30 protein-coding genes and 1 tRNA gene are annotated in these 17,367 nt (G+C 37.8%); all 31 read left to right on the forward strand.

Annotated elements, in window-relative coordinates:
* Positions 1 to 19: 19 nt before the first annotated feature.
* The 31 genes from AC4CVF_RS04530 to AC4CVF_RS04680 all read left to right on the forward strand — a co-directional run bounded on the left by AC4CVF_RS04530 (position 20) and on the right by AC4CVF_RS04680 (position 17,333).
* Positions 20 to 295 (forward strand): hypothetical protein, encoded by a 276-nt coding sequence (locus AC4CVF_RS04530; protein WP_490774181.1) that lies wholly within the window; start codon positions 20 to 22, stop codon positions 293 to 295.
* On the forward strand, positions 295 to 1,293 hold the full coding sequence (locus tag AC4CVF_RS04535; protein ID WP_490788997.1) for a hypothetical protein: 999 nt from the start codon (positions 295 to 297) through the stop codon (positions 1,291 to 1,293). Before AC4CVF_RS04530 ends, AC4CVF_RS04535 begins: the two co-directional genes overlap by 1 nt.
* Complete coding sequence (locus tag AC4CVF_RS04540) at positions 1,290 to 2,735, forward strand: replicative DNA helicase (protein ID WP_490788998.1); 1,446 nt, start codon at positions 1,290 to 1,292, stop codon at positions 2,733 to 2,735. The genes AC4CVF_RS04535 and AC4CVF_RS04540 overlap by 4 nt, the downstream gene beginning before the upstream one ends.
* A 2-nt stretch (positions 2,736 to 2,737) precedes the next feature.
* The gene (locus AC4CVF_RS04545; RefSeq protein ID WP_419327902.1) at positions 2,738 to 3,181 is read left to right on the forward strand and encodes a hypothetical protein; all 444 of its coding nucleotides are present in this window, start codon (positions 2,738 to 2,740) and stop codon (positions 3,179 to 3,181) included.
* Positions 3,182 to 3,272: 91 nt separating this feature from the next.
* Entirely contained in the window at positions 3,273 to 3,470 is a 198-nt protein-coding gene (locus AC4CVF_RS04550; RefSeq protein ID WP_419335323.1) for a hypothetical protein, read from the forward strand.
* On the forward strand, positions 3,467 to 3,919 hold the full coding sequence (locus AC4CVF_RS04555; RefSeq protein ID WP_419335325.1) for a hypothetical protein: 453 nt from the start codon (positions 3,467 to 3,469) through the stop codon (positions 3,917 to 3,919). The genes AC4CVF_RS04550 and AC4CVF_RS04555 overlap by 4 nt, the downstream gene beginning before the upstream one ends.
* 464 nt (positions 3,920 to 4,383) lie before the next feature.
* Positions 4,384 to 4,560 carry a hypothetical protein gene (locus AC4CVF_RS04560; RefSeq protein WP_490788999.1) on the forward strand — a complete coding sequence of 59 codons (177 nt, stop codon included), beginning with the start codon at positions 4,384 to 4,386 and terminating at the stop codon, positions 4,558 to 4,560.
* 48 nt (positions 4,561 to 4,608) lie between these two features.
* Positions 4,609 to 4,685: transfer RNA gene (locus tag AC4CVF_RS04565), tRNA-Arg, on the forward strand.
* Between the two features lie 363 nt (positions 4,686 to 5,048).
* The gene (locus AC4CVF_RS04570) at positions 5,049 to 5,222 is read left to right on the forward strand and encodes a hypothetical protein (RefSeq protein ID WP_490789000.1); all 174 of its coding nucleotides are present in this window, start codon (positions 5,049 to 5,051) and stop codon (positions 5,220 to 5,222) included.
* Between the two features lie 55 nt (positions 5,223 to 5,277).
* A complete protein-coding gene (locus AC4CVF_RS04575) occupies positions 5,278 to 5,502 on the forward strand; it encodes a hypothetical protein (RefSeq protein WP_004725001.1) in 225 nt (74 codons plus the stop codon).
* Between the two features lie 33 nt (positions 5,503 to 5,535).
* The gene (locus AC4CVF_RS04580) at positions 5,536 to 5,769 is read left to right on the forward strand and encodes a hypothetical protein (RefSeq protein ID WP_490789001.1); all 234 of its coding nucleotides are present in this window, start codon (positions 5,536 to 5,538) and stop codon (positions 5,767 to 5,769) included.
* Between the two features lie 66 nt (positions 5,770 to 5,835).
* Positions 5,836 to 6,054: a hypothetical protein gene (locus tag AC4CVF_RS04585; RefSeq protein ID WP_490789002.1), complete on the forward strand. Its 219-nt coding sequence runs from the start codon at positions 5,836 to 5,838 to the stop codon at positions 6,052 to 6,054.
* Complete coding sequence (locus AC4CVF_RS04590) at positions 6,051 to 6,395, forward strand: HNH endonuclease (RefSeq protein WP_419361569.1); 345 nt, start codon at positions 6,051 to 6,053, stop codon at positions 6,393 to 6,395. The genes AC4CVF_RS04585 and AC4CVF_RS04590 overlap by 4 nt, the downstream gene beginning before the upstream one ends.
* Before the next feature lie 114 nt (positions 6,396 to 6,509).
* A complete protein-coding gene (locus AC4CVF_RS04595) occupies positions 6,510 to 6,956 on the forward strand; it encodes a phage terminase small subunit P27 family (protein WP_490789003.1) in 447 nt (148 codons plus the stop codon).
* Positions 6,957 to 6,968: 12 nt separating this feature from the next.
* Entirely contained in the window at positions 6,969 to 8,690 is a 1,722-nt protein-coding gene (locus tag AC4CVF_RS04600) for a terminase large subunit (RefSeq protein WP_490789004.1), read from the forward strand.
* Positions 8,690 to 9,916, forward strand: a complete 1,227-nt coding sequence (locus AC4CVF_RS04605) for a phage portal protein (RefSeq protein ID WP_490789005.1) — start codon at positions 8,690 to 8,692, stop codon at positions 9,914 to 9,916. The genes AC4CVF_RS04600 and AC4CVF_RS04605 overlap by 1 nt, the downstream gene beginning before the upstream one ends.
* Entirely contained in the window at positions 9,897 to 10,565 is a 669-nt protein-coding gene (locus AC4CVF_RS04610) for an HK97 family phage prohead protease (RefSeq protein ID WP_490789006.1), read from the forward strand. The genes AC4CVF_RS04605 and AC4CVF_RS04610 overlap by 20 nt, the downstream gene beginning before the upstream one ends.
* A gap of 3 nt (positions 10,566 to 10,568) precedes the next feature.
* A complete protein-coding gene (locus AC4CVF_RS04615) occupies positions 10,569 to 11,768 on the forward strand; it encodes a phage major capsid protein (protein ID WP_490789007.1) in 1,200 nt (399 codons plus the stop codon).
* 55 nt (positions 11,769 to 11,823) lie between these two features.
* On the forward strand, positions 11,824 to 12,033 hold the full coding sequence (locus tag AC4CVF_RS04620; RefSeq protein WP_333666027.1) for a hypothetical protein: 210 nt from the start codon (positions 11,824 to 11,826) through the stop codon (positions 12,031 to 12,033).
* Positions 11,984 to 12,304: a head-tail connector protein gene (locus AC4CVF_RS04625; protein ID WP_490789008.1), complete on the forward strand. Its 321-nt coding sequence runs from the start codon at positions 11,984 to 11,986 to the stop codon at positions 12,302 to 12,304. The genes AC4CVF_RS04620 and AC4CVF_RS04625 overlap by 50 nt, the downstream gene beginning before the upstream one ends.
* A 3-nt stretch (positions 12,305 to 12,307) precedes the next feature.
* Positions 12,308 to 12,640 carry a phage head closure protein gene (locus AC4CVF_RS04630; protein ID WP_490789009.1) on the forward strand — a complete coding sequence of 111 codons (333 nt, stop codon included), beginning with the start codon at positions 12,308 to 12,310 and terminating at the stop codon, positions 12,638 to 12,640.
* A 2-nt stretch (positions 12,641 to 12,642) separates the two neighbouring features.
* Positions 12,643 to 13,119 (forward strand): HK97-gp10 family putative phage morphogenesis protein, encoded by a 477-nt coding sequence (locus tag AC4CVF_RS04635; RefSeq protein WP_234622634.1) that lies wholly within the window; start codon positions 12,643 to 12,645, stop codon positions 13,117 to 13,119.
* Entirely contained in the window at positions 13,116 to 13,478 is a 363-nt protein-coding gene (locus AC4CVF_RS04640; protein ID WP_490789010.1) for a DUF3168 domain-containing protein, read from the forward strand. The genes AC4CVF_RS04635 and AC4CVF_RS04640 overlap by 4 nt, the downstream gene beginning before the upstream one ends.
* A gap of 115 nt (positions 13,479 to 13,593) precedes the next feature.
* Positions 13,594 to 14,130: a Rha family transcriptional regulator gene (locus AC4CVF_RS04645; protein WP_490789011.1), complete on the forward strand. Its 537-nt coding sequence runs from the start codon at positions 13,594 to 13,596 to the stop codon at positions 14,128 to 14,130.
* A 68-nt stretch (positions 14,131 to 14,198) separates the two neighbouring features.
* The gene (locus tag AC4CVF_RS04650; RefSeq protein WP_490789012.1) at positions 14,199 to 14,672 is read left to right on the forward strand and encodes a phage tail tube protein; all 474 of its coding nucleotides are present in this window, start codon (positions 14,199 to 14,201) and stop codon (positions 14,670 to 14,672) included.
* Positions 14,672 to 15,088: a hypothetical protein gene (locus tag AC4CVF_RS04655; protein ID WP_490789013.1), complete on the forward strand. Its 417-nt coding sequence runs from the start codon at positions 14,672 to 14,674 to the stop codon at positions 15,086 to 15,088. The genes AC4CVF_RS04650 and AC4CVF_RS04655 overlap by 1 nt, the downstream gene beginning before the upstream one ends.
* Positions 15,089 to 15,201: 113 nt before the next feature.
* Positions 15,202 to 15,345: a hypothetical protein gene (locus tag AC4CVF_RS04660; protein ID WP_490789014.1), complete on the forward strand. Its 144-nt coding sequence runs from the start codon at positions 15,202 to 15,204 to the stop codon at positions 15,343 to 15,345.
* Between the two features lie 73 nt (positions 15,346 to 15,418).
* A complete protein-coding gene (locus AC4CVF_RS04665) occupies positions 15,419 to 15,763 on the forward strand; it encodes a PH domain-containing protein (RefSeq protein ID WP_490789015.1) in 345 nt (114 codons plus the stop codon).
* Positions 15,756 to 16,262 (forward strand): PIN domain-containing protein, encoded by a 507-nt coding sequence (locus AC4CVF_RS04670; RefSeq protein ID WP_490789016.1) that lies wholly within the window; start codon positions 15,756 to 15,758, stop codon positions 16,260 to 16,262. Before AC4CVF_RS04665 ends, AC4CVF_RS04670 begins: the two co-directional genes overlap by 8 nt.
* A 100-nt stretch (positions 16,263 to 16,362) precedes the next feature.
* Entirely contained in the window at positions 16,363 to 16,893 is a 531-nt protein-coding gene (locus AC4CVF_RS04675) for a hypothetical protein (RefSeq protein ID WP_419327921.1), read from the forward strand.
* On the forward strand, positions 16,890 to 17,333 hold the full coding sequence (locus AC4CVF_RS04680) for a hypothetical protein (RefSeq protein ID WP_419327922.1): 444 nt from the start codon (positions 16,890 to 16,892) through the stop codon (positions 17,331 to 17,333). The genes AC4CVF_RS04675 and AC4CVF_RS04680 overlap by 4 nt, the downstream gene beginning before the upstream one ends.
* Positions 17,334 to 17,367 lie beyond the last annotated feature (34 nt).

The raw sequence follows: 17,367 nt of genomic DNA on the forward strand, positions 1-17,367 counted from the left end.
TCATTTGGAGCAAACCAAAATGAATAAACCGATATTAGCACAAGATTTAGACAATGCAAATGATGACCAATGGTGGATTGATCATGATGCTTATGCGGATGCTTTAGAGGAATTTCGCACAATTGAGATTGAACTACAGAATGCTCTGGGTGTGGTGAGAAAATGCAAACCAGGTGAGGGCGCATTCATTGGTGACATCCTTGAGGATCTGGAAAGAAACAGGGCTGAGTTTGGATTGCTTAATCGATTTAAGTCAGCACACAGAAAAATGATTGAAGCGAAAGGAAAGTTGTAATGGCTAGATCACGAAATATCAAACCTTCATTTTTCTCAAATGAAGATCTAGTTGAATTGCCGTTCGAGGCTCGACTTTTGTTTATTGGACTTTGGACATTAGCAGATCGTGAGGGACGTTTAGAGAATCGTGCCAAAAAAATCAAAATGTCACTTTTCCCAGCAGATGAAATAAACGTTTCAGAACAGTTATTGAACATTTCTAAACTAGGTTTTATAGCGTTATATAACTGTGATGGAACTGATGTTATCCAGATAATAAACTTTTCAAAACATCAAAAACCGCATGGACTGGAAAAGGATAGTGACCTTCCTGATCAAAATGGCATGTACACAGTCTACAAACGTAACCCAAAAAATAAGTTAGTCATTGGTAAGCCGATACTATTAACTAAAGATCAACTTAATGATTTTTATGGTGAAAATCCCATAAATTCAACTGAACAGGCTACTCACCCAAACATAAATAACAGTTATGAAACTAATGTGAACAGTTTTAACAATGTTATTGAGCAGGATGATAACAGTTATGAAACTGTTTCTATACCAGTAAGAAACGCCCTGATTCCTGATTCCCTTAACCTGATTCCTGAATCCTTTAAACTGAATCCTGATTGTGAGAGTGAAAACCTCACACACGAAAAAAATCCAAAAAATGAAAATCAGGAAAATTCTCTTGATCAAGTTTTAAAAGTTTGGACACCTGATGTAAAACAACTCAATGACTGGTTAAAACAATCTGGTTTGATGCCAATGACACCTGAATTGATTAATCAAATCTTGCCCGAGATAAACGCTTACTACCAAACCAAACTTGAATCTGGATCAATTAGATCAAATCAGATGTATTCAAATTTTGTGAAATGGGTTAAGCGTGATCCACGTCTGTATAACCAAACACCTGATGATCAACCTGCTGAAGAACAAGATTTAATACCACCACCTGAAATCAAACCAATACCTGTGAAGTATGGCCAAGGTCTGGGAGGTGGTAAGTGAATACCCAATTTAACATTTCGGGAGTGACTGAGGACCAGTTGTCCGATCCAGCTTGCGAATTGGCTTTCTTGGTTTCGTTGTTCACATACCGGGAGTGTTGTGAATTAATTTCACAGACAAACGAGTCAATTTTCACCATCCAAACCCATGTTGTTTTATTTCGTGCTATGAAAAAACTTCACGAAAAGGGTGAACCGATTGACGAAGTCACAATCATGACTTCCTTGAAAACATTAGGCACTGAAAAACAGGGCGTAAACGAAAAATACATTTTGGATTTATTCCAGAATGCACCAGTCACACTGAGCAACAATGTTTCGTCTTACTTGAAAACATTGCAAGACTTGGCAACTCGTAGACAGCTCAGAGAGGCTGCTATTCGCATTCAGAAGATTGCCAATGATTTGAGTAATGGTGAGGCAGATGACGCAATCGCAAAGGCAAATAGTGTTTTGAGCGATATTGGTACCGCTACCAGTGATGATGATCCAGAACCATTAATTAACTCATTGGTTGATCTCTATGACGAGGTTAACAAAATACAGATTGAGAAGATGGATGGAACTTATGCAGTACGTGGTGTGAATACTGGTTTCATTGCACTTGATAATAAAATTGGTGAAATTCAAAATGGTGATTTAGTCATTGTTGCAGCGCGTCCAAGTATGGGCAAAACAGCATTTGCCCAAAACATCTCAACTCACATTGCAACCAATCTTGTTAAGCCTGTCTTATTTGAATCGATTGAGATGAAAAAGAAAAAAATCTCAAGACGTATTACCGCAGCAATGGGCAGTGTTGAATTAAAAAGAATGCAAAACGGTACCATGGATCCTGATGATTGGACAGGTTTTGCAGACGCGGTGAAGCTTATGCAACAAGCACCATTTGAGATTAAAGATGGCGTTGTGACTCTTGCTGATGTACGACGACATGCTAGGAAAACCAAAGCGAAATTTGGCTCATTAGGGGCTATTTTCATTGATTATCTACAATTGATAGCAACACCTCACTTAAACCCAAACATATCCGAACATGAGCGTTTGACTGTGATTTCTAAGGGGTTGAAAAATATCGCTATGGAGTTTGATTGCCCTGTATTTGCCCTTAGTCAATTAAGCCGTGATGTTGATAAGCGACCAAACAAAAGACCTGTTATGTCAGATTTACGTGGATCTGGTGCAATAGAACAAGATGCTGATGTAATCCTATTTCTTTATCGTGATGAGTATTACAACAAGGATAAATCCCAGTTTAAGGGAATGCTTGAGGTTATTGCCTCAAAGGTACGTGATGGAGAGACAGGTGAAACCTTCTTGTTTTCAGAATTGCAATACAGTCGTTTCTCAAACATCTCAAATGAAAACTTAGAATATTTCCAAAAGCAGTTGGCGAACGTTGATCAGAATCAGAAATTTAAATCCAAAATGGTTGGGATATGAGCATGACAAATAATGACCAAAATTTAAATTCCGACTTAATGGATAAATGCAGAGAAGCATTTGAGAAAAATAGGTTTTGGATTGGAGTTTTTAAAGCTGACGTTGTTTTTAAAAGTGAGATTGGCGAATTTGGCTTGTATGAAGCTTTAAATTCAAAGGTGGAAGCTGAATATCTAGTTGAGTTTAATAATAAATGGGTCATTTGGTATCAGTGCTGGAAATACCTACAGGCCGATATTGATGAATACAAGATGGTTAGCGAATCAATCGAAGACTTGTATTTACTTGAGCGTAAAAAAGTCAAAGCAGTTGAGCAAGTTTTGTGTGATCTAAAAGAATCAATGACCGACTTTAAGGAAATGGACCTGTATGACAAAGGTGTTCGAAACACTACAGTTTATGCAATTAAAGATTTGGAAAAAGCCTTACGAGGTGTACATGAATAGCGATTCAATACTTTACATCTGTATAACCGTTTTTATTTTGGCTTCAATGTTTCAAGAAGCGATTAACAAGTTTTTAGTGGGGTGAAGGGTAGTGATTACATGGGTAACAGTTTGGGTTTTGACGGTGAGTTTTAATAGTGATTCATACAATCGAACAGATAATTTAAGAGCGTACTATCAACTTCAGTATGCAACACAATCCATTTGTGAAAAGCAAAGAAAAAATCATGAGCAAGGCAGCAAGAAGGCTCGTTGCGATTTCCAACAAATTCCAGTGGTGAGTAAATGAATTCAAAAATTGAAATTATGGAATGGTCTAAGCTTACCCTTGAGGACTGGTTAAAGCAGTATGGCGCTTGGATCTCAATTAACCGAATGCGTGGAGGGCATGAGCCTGATCAGCTTGAAATCAATCAAATTTACTGGTTAGCTCGTGAGAAAGAAGCAAAGATAAGACCTAATTCAAAACAGGTAATTATTGAAATTAGTGATTTTGAAGCGCTGCAGGTTGAAAAATTGATTTGTGATTTAAAGCACTCAAAGACAATATGTAAATTTGCAAAGCCAGCAATTAACCTGTTTATCGAAAAATGGGTATGTGGCTTAAGCCTAGATCAGATGGCAGAAAGATTTAAATTGAGTCGAAGCTCAATCAATAGCATGCTTTACGCAGGTGAGTTTTATTTGGCAGGGCATGACAAAAGGCTAAAATTAAATAAAAAGTTTGCGTTTAAATGAAAAGTATGAAATATTAGTTATAGTTGAAAACTATGCGTAAATAGCTAGTTGGATTCTAAACCCACTTAGACCACCTCTTAAGTGGGTATTTTTTTACTAAGCTTATTTTCTAGTAACTCATAGTACTAATAACTTATTCTTGGAGGGATTTGAATGAGCATCAATTGGTTTTTCATGATTGCTTTTGTCCTTCTGTTGATCATTATTGTATTTTTTTTTACGCTTAATAATTGATTTCCATACCCATCTATTCCAATACGTGGGTATTTTTTTGATCTTGTAGCTTATCCAGTTAAAGCAGGTAAACAATTACTTGGTGGAAACATAGAAACAAATTCCGAGTGGAAACCTTTAGTTTGGTGCAAGTCCAAACCAAGATCCTCATTAAGCCCACTTTTTAGTGGGCTTTTTGCTTTTTAGACCAATCAAAAGTGCTAAACTCCCACCGATAAACAGGAAATCACATGAATATTTGCATCGGTGGTGATCTTAGCGGTCAAGTTGTAGAGAAAAGCCCGAATGATTACTTTCAGCAGTCAATCGTAATTGGCGACAAGACCTATAAGTTTTGGTTTTCAGATAAAGTAAGTTTTCATGATGCGTTTGTCGAGGCTGAGAAACTGGCAAGGCAGATCAAATAAGGGATTATCCCGTATTTAAAATTAAGGCGCTTAGGCGTCTTTTTTTATGCGCCATTAGCTCAAATGGATAGAGCATGGGTTTTCTATACCAATGGTTGTAGGTTCGAGCCCTACATGGCGTGCCATATTGATGTTTAAAAACGCGCGAATTGTACTCGCATATTTGTGGTTTGTGCAGACTGTGAAAATTAAATTTTACGAATTAAAATCATTTAATTACTTTGAATAAGGATTTCATATGTTAGACAAACCTAGTGTTGATCATTATTACCTTGTGGAATATCTAGACAATAATAATGTTAAAAGCATAAAAAACTCGCTTACAACCAATTTAATTCCATCTGATAATGAGCAAGAGATGCTAAGAGATTTAAGTAATCTCATTGGTTTTCGAGTTATAGGATATCAATATAAGGGCTCAAACAAAGGTTGAGATTAATTCTAACCAAACCACCTCAACGGTGGTTTTTTAATGCCTAGAGGAAACTATGACAGACACAGTGCAGGCTAGAAAAGACTTAGAGCTTTGCAGTGCTGAGCTGTCTAAGTATCAAAACTTAAGTCGATCAGGTCTAAGACACAGCGAATTAATCGCTATAGACAATGTGATGATTCGATTAAAAGAACAGATTAAGAATTTAAGAGTTATGTTGAGTGATTGATCTTACTTGGATAATTTGATAATTTATTGTTTCTAAATTAATTATAGAGATAATAATGAAATCAAAACAATATATCTTAGTAAATATTTGTGGAGATAAATTTGGATTCTCAGATATAAGTAATAGCGGGAATCTAGAACTTTATCTATCTGGTCAAGAATATGATAAGTCGTCTTTTGAATTTGAATCTGCAAGTATTATTCTTATATTTGAAGCCAACTTAGAAGATGACATAAAAGAGATGATCCATAAATCCTTTCGTAAGCAGTTAGTTGGTTAATAACTAAACCTCCTTCGGGAGGTTTTTTATTGGGTGAAGATTATGACATGCCGAGGCTGTGAACAACGTCGAGAATGGATAAGGAAACAAAGTGAACGAGCAAAAGAACGAATGCGGTTGTGTTTGCAGAGACTTACTGTGCAAGCTGATCGAGCAGAACAAAAGCTTAATCGAACACAACAATCAAGTGATGCAACAAAGCAACAAGGTAATCGAACAGAACAATCAACTCATTCAGATCAACAACGAACAGGCAGCACAGATTAATCACTTGCTTGAGCATTTGGATTTGGAAGGTGAGAGCGAGAGTTCAGGGTATTTGGATGGGTGACTATGGCTATTCATGTTAAAGAGATACATCAAAAGCAAATCAATGCACATCTAAGTGATGCTGAAACAAAGCAGGCAATCTTAGAGTATGTGTTAAGGCAACACGATATTGGTGATGCTGAATATAAACATAGAACTTTTATAACCAGTAATCTTAGTTCAATAGGCAATAGCTATGAAGGTCGCTGTGAAATCACAATTGAATTAGGCGCCAAACCATGAGCAGACCATGCCGTGAATGGGGTTGTCCCAACCTTGTTAAGTCACGCAGTCAGAAAGGATATTGCGATGATCATGCATCTAAACGCAGCAATTGGAACAAACGACCTGAGCGAACAGGATCAACCACAGAACGTGGCTATGGTCATGCTTGGCGTAAGTTGCGTGAAGTTGTACTTAAGCGTGACAATTATCTGTGTGTGCAGTGTGGAAAGGATGGACGTTTGGCTGAGGCTACAGATGTCGATCACATATTGAATAAGGCCAAAGGTGGCACAGATTCAATTGATAACCTTCAATCGCTGTGTGATTCATGCCATAAAATCAAAACTGCAAATGAATGAGAATTATTCTCAAATAAGGGAGGGGGGAGGTGAAAAGTTTAAAGCTTTTGCCGAAATGACCGCCCCCTTAACCACATTTTTACGTGAGCGAAATTAAAAATTGAGGGTCTTGACATGGGCGGGCGAAATGCGGTAGCTGGTGCAGGGCGTAAGCCAAAAGTCAAAGCAACTGGCGATACTGATTTTGATGATGTTTTTGATATTGATGTGCCTTTTCACTTAGAGCACATGGATCAAGCGGTCACAATGTGGAAGTCAATTATTCCAGAATTGCTAAAAAGAAAAATATTAAAACTTACAGATATGCACAATGTAGAAATGTTTTGCATGGCTTATCACAATTTACGTGAAGCTCAGCATGAAGTTGTTTTATATGGAATTACTTTACAAACAGAATCAGGAAGAGTTAAGAATCCAGCTTTAACTGCTGTCAATGAAGCATCAAAGCAAATCGCTCAATTTGGCTCAATGTTAGGTCTAGATCCTGCATCACGTACACGCTTATTGGGTGGTGGTGGAAAGCCTAAGAACAACCCATTCGCAGAGGTAATGAACATGTAGTGAGGCCATTAAATGACAGCTTTCCCGAATGTTGACATTGCAAATAAGTGGGCTAAGCAAGTCGTTTTAAATAAAATCCCTGCATGTAAATGGGTTAAATTAGCCTGTGAACGCCACTTAAATGACTTAAAAAATAGCAAAAATAAAGATTTTTTATATAAATTTGACCCTAAATTAGCTGAAAAAAAGATAGCTTTCATTGAATTGTTGCCCCACACAAAAGGTGAGTGGGCAATGAAAAGAATGAAGCTAAGACTAGAGCCTTGGCAGAAATTTGGAATTGCTTGTACTTTCGGCTGGGTTCGTAAAAAGGATGGGTACCGTCGATTCAGGGAGTCTTATTGGGAAATTCCTCGTAAAAATGGTAAGTCAGCAATTGCAGCTGGTGTTGCTCTCAATATGTTTGCTAATGATGGTGAATCGGGCAGCGAGGTTTACGCTGGTGCGACCACCGAAAAACAAGCATGGGAAGTATTTAAACCAGCTCGATTAATGGCAGTGCGTTCACCTGATTTTGTTGAGGCAGCTGGAATACAGATAAATGCTGGCAGTCTTGAAATACCTGAAGATGGCTCATTATTTGAAACTATTGTAGGCGATCCGCCTGATGGACAGTCACCGCATTGTGCAATTATTGATGAATATCACGAGCATCAAACAAATGCACAGTACGACACAATGCAAACAGGTATGGGGGCGCGTCGTCAGCCATTGATGTTTGTTATTACAACATCAGGTTTCAATATTGATGGTCCTTGTCACGACTTGCGTTTACGTATTCAAGACATGTTGCTTGGTACAGTGCCAGATGATGAGCTGTTTGGATATATCTGGACTATTGACGATGGTGATGAGTGGACAGATCCTAAAGTATTAGCCAAAGCCAATCCTAATTATGATGTTTCTGTTTATGGCGATTACCTTGAATCACAGCAACGAAAGGCAATAAATAATCCGTCGCGTCAAAACACTTTCAAGACAAAGCATTTAAACATTTGGGTTTCTGCTCGAGAGCAGTACTTCAATATGGAAAAGTGGAATTCTTGTGCAGATAAAACCTTAAAGCTTAGTGATTTTGCAGAAGATAAATGTGTGATGCCATTAGATTTGGCATCAAAGATCGATATCTGTGCGCGAATCAATTTGTTTTGGCGAATCATAGATGGAAAGGTGCATTACTATTGTATTTCACCAAACTTCTACTTGCCACATGAAACGGTATTTGAAGGTGATGAAAAAGCACTTTTAGATCGGTACCAGAAATGGGACAACATGGGGCTTTTAGATGTTCATGAAGGTGCTGAAACAGATTTGGATTTGGTAGCTTCGGATTTAATCTCTGATTCGAAAAGCCTTTCTGTTGTTGAGGTACCTTATGACAACTGGGGTGCACGTTTAATTGCTAAACAGATTAATGATAGTGGTCTTGAAGCTGTTGAAGTAGCAAAGAACACTAAAAACTTTTCACCACCTATGAAAGAACTTGTTGCTGCGATTGCTTCAGGTCGATTCCATCATGACGGAAATCCTATTCTGTCTTGGATGGTTGGCAATGTAATCAGTAAACCAGATGCAAACAACAATGATTATCCCCGTAAACAGAAAAACATCTTCAAGATTGATGGAGCTGTGTGTTTGCTTATGGGGATTAATCGAATACTCACACTGATTGGCAATCCTGCAGAGGACGATCTATCGAGTCACATTGAAAAACACGGGGTTAGAAGACTCTAATGAGCATAAAATCAAAAATAGGGGAGTGGCTTGGATTCAAGTCTACTCCCCTTGTTATTTCTGGACCTGATGAATTGGCACGTATTTTTGGTGCTGAATTTGTCACAGGTACAGGACAGCCTGTTACGCCATTGAGAGCCATGCAACTTGCGATTGTATTTTCATGTGTCCGAGTGCTTTCAGAATCAATGGGCATGTTGCCATGCAGATTGTATAAACAGGAAGGTAAGTACAAGCATCCAGCTGTAAATCATAAAATTTATGAGCTTTTAAGCCTCGCACCTAATGACTATATGACAGCTCAAGAGTTTTGGGAATTACTTATGGTTTGCTTGTGCTTAAGGGGTAACTTCTACGCCTACAAGGTTTATGCATTTGGTGAAGTTGTTGAATTACTTCCTCTTGATCCGAGTTCAGTGACACCAAAGTTAAAAGACGATTGGACTGTTGAGTATCAGGTTAATTTTAAGAATGGTGGTATCAAAACACTAAGCCAAAATGAAATTTGGCATGTCCGTTTATTCACCCTAGATGGCTTGACTGGTCTTAATCCTGTGGCATATGCGCGTAAATGTATTGGTCTTGGGTTGGATACAGAAGAGCATGGTTCTCAATTATTTAAGAATGGTGCTGTTACTTCAGGTGTTTTGGAAACTGAAGAATCTTTAACTGATGTTGCTTTCAGCCGCCTTAAAACTGAATTTGAAGAAAATCACACAGGATTGGCGAATACATACAGGCCCATGATTCTTGAACAGGGTTTGAAATGGAAACCTACCGCCTTAAATCTTGAGGATTCCCAATTCTTAGAAACACGTGAATATCAAAAAAGTGAAATCTGTGGATTGTTCCGAGTGCCACCTCATTTAGTGGCCGCAATGGACAAGATGACTTTAAACAATATTGAACATATGGGGATGAGCTTTGTGAATTACTCACTAGTTCCCTATATGACTCGTATTGAATCAAGAATCAGAGTTGGATTGCTCAATGAAAAAGATCGCAAAAATCATTATGCCAAATTCAATGCTGGTGCGCTTTTACGTGGTGATTTAAAGACACGTTATGAATCTTACGGCAAAGGTATTCAATGGGGATGGTTAAGTCCTAATGATTGCCGAGAGCTTGAAGATATGAATCCACGTGAAGGTGGGGATATTTACTTAACCCCAATGAATATGACAACTAAACCTGAGGATGATAGTGATGCAAAAAAAGCATCTTAATGTGCCTTTTGAAATCAAATCTGTATCAGCCACAGGTGAGTTTGAGGGCTACGGTTCGGTATTTGGTGTTGAGGATAGCTATGGTGATGTTGTTATGCCAGGCGCATTCAAGCGAACACTAAATGAATGGTCTCAAAAGGGTCGTTTGCCTGCCATGTTGTGGCAGCACAAATCAGATGAGCCCTTGGGACCATATCTGGAAATGAAAGAAGATGAAAACGGCCTTTATGTAAAAGGCCGTTTGCTTATTGACGATGATCCACTGGCAAAACGTGCACATGGTCATTTGAAAGCAAAATCAATAGGTGGCTTATCCATTGGTTTTATTCTTCGGGATTACGAATACGACAAACAGCTTGGCGTTTACAAGCTAACAGACATTGATTTGTGGGAAGTATCACTTGTGACTTTTCCTGCAAATGATGAAGCGCGAGTTTCAGATGTGAAATCAGCGTTGGATCGAGGGGAAACCCCATCTGAAATGGAAGTAGAGCGAGCATTGCGAGATGCTGGTTTCACACTTCAACAAGCCAAAGCCTTCATGGCTAAAGGTTATGGAGCGATTAGTGCACAGCGAAATACTGAGCAAACTGATGACGCGCTTCAATCACTCAAAGACTTAAAATCCATTTTTACAGCAGGTAAATAAATCATGGCTATTGAAAAGAAAGATATTGAAGAAGTTGCAAAAGATCTAAAGGGTGCGTTTGATGACTTCAAAACCACCAATGATAAAGAGCTTGAAGCAATCAAATCTGAAAAGGGTAAATTAAGTGAACAAGTTGAAAAGCTTAATGAAAAATTAGGTGATATCGACAAGCTTAAAACTGAACTTGAAAAAGAGCTTAAAGCGGCAAAACGCCCAGGTGTGACTAGTGATGAAGGTGTTGACGAGCATAAAACTGCATTTTATCAATTCCTTCGTAAAGGTGTTGATGATGGTCTTGCGGATTTAGAGCGTAAAGCTGTTCAAACCACTAGTAATCCTGATGGTGGCTTTGCGGTACCAGAAGAACTAGACCGCACATTATTGGAACTTTTGAAAGATGAAAGCCCAATGCGCAGCGTTTGTTCGCAAATTACTGTTGGATCACCTGATTATAAAAAATTGGTCAATCTTGGTGGTGCTGGTTCGGGATGGGTGGGTGAAACAGATCCACGCCCTGCAACTGGAACTCCAACACTTGCACAACTTCAGGCCACAATGGGGGAAATCTATGCAAACCCTCAAGCAACACAAACATCATTAGATGATGTGTTCTTTAATGTTGAAAACTGGATTTCGACAGAAGTTGCGCAGGAATTCGCTGAAAAAGAAGGTCACGCATTCTTGCTTGGTGATGGTTCAAAAAAACCAAAGGGTATTTTAGCCAATACGTTGACCAATGAGACGGATAAAGTTCGTGCGTTTGGTTCGCTTCAACAGATCCTTTCAGGTCAAGCTGGCAATTTCAACGGTGACAATCTTATTGATTTGATCTACTCATTGAAAAAAGGCTATCGAAATGGCGCTTTGTTCATGATGACAAATCTTACTCAAGCAAAAGTACGTAAGTTTAAAGATTCTGAAGGGAATTACTTATGGCAACCGGGCTTGCAGTTGGGCCAACCATCAACATTGCTTGGTTATGGCATTGAAGAAAATGAAGATATGCCTGAAGCTGAAGCGGATGCTAATGCTATTTTATTTGGTAACTTTAAACGTGGTTATTTGATTGTCGATCGCATGGGAACTCGTGTATTACGTGACCCGTACACCAATAAACCATATGTTGGTTTCTATACCACAAAACGTACTGGTGGCATGCTTACAGATAGCAATGCAATCAAAGCACTAACGCTATCTGCTTAAATTTGACTATTAAAATATGCCTTACTTTGTGTGAGGCATATTTTTTGGAGTAAACATGCCAATTATCACTGTAAAACAGGCCTTTAAGATTGCCATTGAAAATGGAAATAAGGTCGTAGAAATTGAAAAAGGTGATCAAGATGTATCTGATCGCATTGCGGAAGTTGCTGTAAATCAAATAAAAGTTGCAACATTTAAGGCGAAAGGAAAACAGAATGAATCAGTTTCTAACGCTGGAACAGGTAAAACTACACCTGAAAGTTGATCATGATGATGAAGATTCTGATATTGAAGCGTTGATTGATGCCTCATTTATCGCATTTGAAGAGTCAACCAATCGCAAGCTCTACCCTGAAAATGCAGCAATTCCCGAAGATATTAAAAATGGTATTCATATCAGCGATGCAATTATTCAAGGTGCCAAATTATTAATTGGTCACTGGTATCGGAACAAGGAAACCACTGGTAATTTGCAAAACTTGCCATTTGCTACAGAGTGGCTTTGGCGTAGACATCGATTTGTGAATATGGGGTGATTTATGGGTATTCCTGCAGGCGAGCTACTCCACCGAGTAACCATCCAACACAAAATTACGCAAACCGATGAATATAACAATGAACTTGAGCCGATTTGGTCAGAATACAAAAAGCTGTGGTCTAAAGTTGAGTTCTTATCTGTAAAAGATACCTTAACTGCCAAAGCGGCAGGATCAGAAACCAATGCACGCTTAAAGATTCGCAAACGGACTGATATCACAACAGAAATGCGTGTGTTCTGGAAAGGTCAGACTTTTCAGATCGTTTCACCGCCAAAACCTGACAATGAAAACGCTGAAATTTATGTGACCTTTGAGCTTAAATTATTGGGGTAGATATGGCAGATATTCAATTTGATATCCAAGGACTAGATCAACTTCAATCCAAACTTGAACGCCTCAATAATCCGCGCAAAGTTAAATCAATGGTTCGCAAGGCATTAAGACAAGCTGCGAATATTGTTCGAGATGCAGCTCGAAATAATGCCAAGTTGATTGATGATCCAGAAACACGCGAGAAAATTTGGAAAAACATTTCTGTGCAAGGTGGGAAAACAAGAAATTTCAGTGACATTAAAATCCGAGTAGGTGTGAGAGGTGGTGCAGCAATGAATCAACATTCTGATGCGGCTGCTTTATCCTCTTTGTCAGGTGGCAATACTACTTACTGGCGTTATTTGGAGTTTGGCGCAGCAACCACACCAGCCGTACCGTTCATGCGCCCAGCACTTGCCAACAATATCCAGCCAGTCACAGATAAGTTTGTTCAAATGTTGAATGACGAAATTGACAAAGCTTTAGCGAGTCCTACATGAACATTTTACCAATCTTCAAAACACTACAAGCGTCATCTGAGGTCGTTGCGCTGGTTGGCAATCGAATTTATGAAGATATTGCGCCTGATAAAACACCATTTCCATATGTAGTGTGGTCAACAATTGGCGGTGAGCCAAGTCATAACCTTGATTGCCCTCCACAAATTGATCATTTGACCTATCAATTGGTTGTTTACGACACACAGGCAACTAGAGCCTCCAATATCAGAAAAGCAATCAGTGCAGTCCTAGACCCACTTTGCACTATCACAAACTTACATCCAAACCATATTGAGCGCATCGGCGACATAAATGTTTTCGGCCGTGGATTTGATGCGAATTGGTGGTTTGATCGCTAAAACACACAACAAAGCTTAACCAACCCTGACCTTTAATTAGATCAGGGTTTTTTAATGCCTAAATATTCAATTTGCATTCTGTATTTAGGCTCAATACAACTCAAAGGAGTTTTCTATGAATGCTAAATTCAATCCAGTAATTAAACTGGTGGATGTTCAAAAAGGCGAGCCAACTACAACAACTCTGCAAATAGCTGTCGGGTTAGGATTAACACATAAAGCTGTGATTCAACTTGTTCGAACATATTTGCCCGATATTCAAGAATTTGGTCGAGTTAAATTCGAGTCTTTGAATTCCGCATTTGAAATGGCGAATTCAGATCGAGATTCAACAAGAGGTCGCCACACAAGATATGCCATATTAAATGAACAACAATCGTATTTCTTAATGACTTTAATGCGGAATAGCCCAAAAGTGATTGATTTTAAAAAGTCGCTAGTTAAAGCATTTTTTGAAGCAAGAACCTTATTGCAAACAGATTATTTTTCACTTATTCAACAACGTGAAGCACTCAATGCAAAACTTGAATGTGAAAAGGATATTGCAAGTGCATGTGGTAAAGGTCTATCAGTTTGGAAAAAACAAAGAGATTGCTTACAAACAGCAATTGCCAATGTAGATCGTCAAATCCAACCATGTTTATTTGAATAAATAATTTTACAAACCAACACCTCCTTAATCGGAGGTTTTTTTATGCCAAAAATTGAGGAGATCTACTCATGGCAGAAACTAAAACGCAGGGTACGCAAGTATTCACTGTAGTCAACGGGGCGATTGTTCGTTTTGTCTGCCCTAAAAACTTTAAATTTGGTCAAGACTCTTTTGGTAAAATTGATATCACTTGTCTTGATGCAGAAAGTAAGCAATATGTCCGTGGGATTCGTGATCCAGGTGAAGCAGGCATTGGTATCAATTTAGATGATGAAAATGCAAGTCACATCGAATTATTGAAAATTGCGGAATCGGGTGAAGTTAAAGACTGGTATGTGGGTTCAAGCCATTCAAAAACACCACCAACTTATACGGTTGGCAGTGGAATTGATCTTCCTGAAGATCGTAACTGGTGGTCATTTAAAGGTTATATGAATGATACCGCACCAAATGATATTGAAGTTGATGCAGTCATTAACTATGACTTCACCATTGTTCGTACTTCTAAAGTGACTATGACTCGTCGTGAGGTGACACCATAATGGCTAAGTTGACATTACAAGCGACACAAAAGGCTGTTGGTATTGGTACTTTCGTTGAGAAAACTATTAAGTTTCTTGACTTAGAAGGTAAAGAGTTTACGGGTGAGGTGCTTGTAAAAATCCTCACACATGATGAAGTAGCCTCAGCCACTGATGTGTGGAAGGTAAAAAATAACACAGGTCTTACTGTTGATCAGTACCGCAAAGCTTTACTTCACCAAATCATTTATGAAGATGAAAAAACTAAATTTTTCCCTAAAATTACTGATACAGGTTTAGTTTCAACAGAAGTGATTGATGCTTTGTATGAAGCAGCTGATTCGGTGGTGAACTTCTCGGGAAAGAATTGGATCTCAACCAAGGAGAAGAATTCTGGTGTGAGCTTGTCATCAACGGAATTGGCGGAAGAACAATAGCAGAAGCCAAAGCCAATATCTCAAATCCTGAGTTGATGTTATGGAGATCCTATCGTAAAAAATATGGATCTCTTTTTTTTGGTCGTAGGATAGAACAAGCGGCTGGTAACATTATGGCTTTTCATGCAAGAAATAATACTGCAGAACAATACAGGCACTTGATTGATGCGTTTAACTATATGCCTCATGAAGAGAGCAAAATGCAAAAAGATGAAGTCACGCTTGAGGATTACATGGAAAGCCTTTGTGAAGAGTGATTTGTTAAAAACCCTTAAGGAAATTTATCAAGATGAATTTCCTTAAATAGTGAATTTTTGCTAGGAGAATGAAATGTTTTTTGAAAAAGTAATGCATTTAATGTTAAATATATTCAATTCAATTTTTCAGAAAGAAGTCATGGAAGCAAAAGAATCAATAAAACTAGCTAAATTATTTCTCCGAGATATATTTGAAGATGAAAATCCAATTGACATAAGATTAGAAGAGATTGAACTTGATGATTATGATAAATGGATTATCACCCTTAGTTACTATAAAGAGCCTAATGGTCAAGGTCCTGTTGGGTTGATGGCAATTGCTTCTGCTATAAATGCAAATAATAGAGAGTACAAAGTAGTTACTATAGATAAGAGTTCTGGTGAAGTGGAGTCTATTAAGATTCGCAATAATGGATAAACTAATCAGGAAGATGCAACAGAATGGTGTCTTAATTGACACTAATATCTTGATTTTATTGATTGTTGGTTTAACCAACATAGAATCCATTGCGTCACATAAGAAATTAAGCGCATATTCAGTAGAGGATTTTCACCTATTAGTGGGAATTCTTGACTCTTGTAAGCATATTGTGGCAAGTCCTCATATCTTAGCTGAAACAAGCAATTTAGCGAGTAGAGGTCTTTACGGTGATATGGAGATGCGAATTTTCTATGTGTTAAAACAAGTTTTCAGCGAAAACAAATTCATCGAAGTTCACACTACCGCCTTGGATGTATCCAATAATGACGGATACTTTAAATATGGCTTAAGCGATGTAGGGCTTTTAGAAACGCTTAAGGATGGGTATGTGCTGCTTACTGATGACCTTGTTTTAAGTGGCTATGCGGAAAAGAATAATTATGATGTTCTGAATTTCAATCATTTAAGATATGGTATTTTTGAAGCAATGAGATGAACTAGGTATATCATCATTAAGAACACAAACCTCCTTCGGGAGGTTTCTTTTTGATCTAATTATTAGTATCTTGGTCTAAATTTATAATTTAGGGTGGGGTATGTGGGTAATAATTCTTGTGGTTTTTATTATAGCAGTTTTGATTTTTATTGGCTTTAATGGAGCTAAAGTTAAACCAATCAAATTTGACACTTCTCGTATTACTGACATTACAAAAATAGATGGTGATGATGCATTCTCAGGTAGTCGTCTGCCTGATAATGTTATTAACAGGATTAATAGCCCGAAATCAAAATCAACAACAACCTATAATTTTAACATCGTGGGTGAAGGGTCTTATCAGCAAAATTTAAAAAATATTGCTGGACAAAAAGAAGAAATATCAAAATTTCATGAATGTACGGCAAGAATAACATCCGAACCTACCAATAAATTTGATAAGAACGCTGTGAAGGTGGAAATAAATGGATTATTGGTTGGCTACTTATCTCGTGGTGATGCGCAAAAAATAGCAGGAAAAAGAATAAATAAAACTGTAAATGCTGTTATTGATGGTGGTTGGGATGATGATATTGATGAGGGTCAATATGGTGTTAAACTAGCTATTAAAAATGTGAGTGATTTGATATGAAAAAGATTCTTCTTTTAGGTTTGTTGGTGGGGTTAAGTGGCACTGCCTTTGCGTTTGATAATGAGTGTTTGCCATTATTAAAAGAAGCTGATAAAAATTTAATTTTAGACAAAACAATAGCTAAGGATAGTTCGAAGGATTGGGATTATTTTTATGATGATTCTGCTTGGAAATTAAAATCCCCAACTAACTGCAAAACGCCAAAAACAAATTATGAGAAAATAACGTGCTCAGATTCATCATTAATAAAGTTGGATAAAATTGCATATGCAACCACTCTTCAAAACACTATAAATGCAACTGGTGAGCTACTCTCAAAAAAAACATTTAAAGAATTAAAGTTTGATAATCAATGGATTAATAGAAAAGTTGCTGACAAAGAATCAATTTGCCTAAAGTTGATAAATGTAGATCAAGTGATGCTAAAGCTTAAATATTAATACCATTTAATTTTAAATAAACCAAAACCACTGA

The organism is Acinetobacter sp. LipI_19 (assembly GCF_058242925.1).

Excerpts from the sequence above, each read along its gene's own strand:
- AC4CVF_RS04605 (WP_490789005.1), top strand. The coding sequence starts at position 8,690 with ATGAGCATAAAATCAAAAATAGGGGAGTGGCTTGGATTCAAGTCTACT.
- AC4CVF_RS04610 (WP_490789006.1), top strand. The coding sequence starts at position 9,897 with ATGCAAAAAAAGCATCTTAATGTGCCTTTTGAAATCAAATCTGTATCA.
- AC4CVF_RS04535 (WP_490788997.1), top strand. The coding sequence starts at position 295 with ATGGCTAGATCACGAAATATCAAACCTTCATTTTTCTCAAATGAAGAT.
- AC4CVF_RS04595 (WP_490789003.1), top strand. The coding sequence starts at position 6,510 with ATGGGCGGGCGAAATGCGGTAGCTGGTGCAGGGCGTAAGCCAAAAGTC.
- AC4CVF_RS04635 (WP_234622634.1), top strand. The coding sequence starts at position 12,643 with ATGGCAGATATTCAATTTGATATCCAAGGACTAGATCAACTTCAATCC.
- AC4CVF_RS04665 (WP_490789015.1), top strand. The coding sequence starts at position 15,419 with ATGTTTTTTGAAAAAGTAATGCATTTAATGTTAAATATATTCAATTCA.
- AC4CVF_RS04600 (WP_490789004.1), top strand. The coding sequence starts at position 6,969 with ATGACAGCTTTCCCGAATGTTGACATTGCAAATAAGTGGGCTAAGCAA.
- AC4CVF_RS04570 (WP_490789000.1), top strand. The coding sequence starts at position 5,049 with ATGACAGACACAGTGCAGGCTAGAAAAGACTTAGAGCTTTGCAGTGCT.
- AC4CVF_RS04615 (WP_490789007.1), top strand. The coding sequence starts at position 10,569 with ATGGCTATTGAAAAGAAAGATATTGAAGAAGTTGCAAAAGATCTAAAG.
- AC4CVF_RS04620 (WP_333666027.1), top strand. The coding sequence starts at position 11,824 with ATGCCAATTATCACTGTAAAACAGGCCTTTAAGATTGCCATTGAAAAT.
- AC4CVF_RS04625 (WP_490789008.1), top strand. The coding sequence starts at position 11,984 with ATGAATCAGTTTCTAACGCTGGAACAGGTAAAACTACACCTGAAAGTT.
- AC4CVF_RS04680 (WP_419327922.1), top strand. The coding sequence starts at position 16,890 with ATGAAAAAGATTCTTCTTTTAGGTTTGTTGGTGGGGTTAAGTGGCACT.
- AC4CVF_RS04630 (WP_490789009.1), top strand. The coding sequence starts at position 12,308 with ATGGGTATTCCTGCAGGCGAGCTACTCCACCGAGTAACCATCCAACAC.
- AC4CVF_RS04660 (WP_490789014.1), top strand. The coding sequence starts at position 15,202 with ATGGCTTTTCATGCAAGAAATAATACTGCAGAACAATACAGGCACTTG.
- AC4CVF_RS04575 (WP_004725001.1), top strand. The coding sequence starts at position 5,278 with ATGAAATCAAAACAATATATCTTAGTAAATATTTGTGGAGATAAATTT.
- AC4CVF_RS04560 (WP_490788999.1), top strand. The coding sequence starts at position 4,384 with ATGAATATTTGCATCGGTGGTGATCTTAGCGGTCAAGTTGTAGAGAAA.
- AC4CVF_RS04645 (WP_490789011.1), top strand. The coding sequence starts at position 13,594 with ATGAATGCTAAATTCAATCCAGTAATTAAACTGGTGGATGTTCAAAAA.
- AC4CVF_RS04655 (WP_490789013.1), top strand. The coding sequence starts at position 14,672 with ATGGCTAAGTTGACATTACAAGCGACACAAAAGGCTGTTGGTATTGGT.
- AC4CVF_RS04585 (WP_490789002.1), top strand. The coding sequence starts at position 5,836 with ATGGCTATTCATGTTAAAGAGATACATCAAAAGCAAATCAATGCACAT.
- AC4CVF_RS04555 (WP_419335325.1), top strand. The coding sequence starts at position 3,467 with ATGAATTCAAAAATTGAAATTATGGAATGGTCTAAGCTTACCCTTGAG.
- AC4CVF_RS04530 (WP_490774181.1), top strand. The coding sequence starts at position 20 with ATGAATAAACCGATATTAGCACAAGATTTAGACAATGCAAATGATGAC.
- AC4CVF_RS04545 (WP_419327902.1), top strand. The coding sequence starts at position 2,738 with ATGACAAATAATGACCAAAATTTAAATTCCGACTTAATGGATAAATGC.
- AC4CVF_RS04650 (WP_490789012.1), top strand. The coding sequence starts at position 14,199 with ATGGCAGAAACTAAAACGCAGGGTACGCAAGTATTCACTGTAGTCAAC.
- AC4CVF_RS04675 (WP_419327921.1), top strand. The coding sequence starts at position 16,363 with ATGTGGGTAATAATTCTTGTGGTTTTTATTATAGCAGTTTTGATTTTT.
- AC4CVF_RS04590 (WP_419361569.1), top strand. The coding sequence starts at position 6,051 with ATGAGCAGACCATGCCGTGAATGGGGTTGTCCCAACCTTGTTAAGTCA.
- AC4CVF_RS04670 (WP_490789016.1), top strand. The coding sequence starts at position 15,756 with ATGGATAAACTAATCAGGAAGATGCAACAGAATGGTGTCTTAATTGAC.
- AC4CVF_RS04640 (WP_490789010.1), top strand. The coding sequence starts at position 13,116 with ATGAACATTTTACCAATCTTCAAAACACTACAAGCGTCATCTGAGGTC.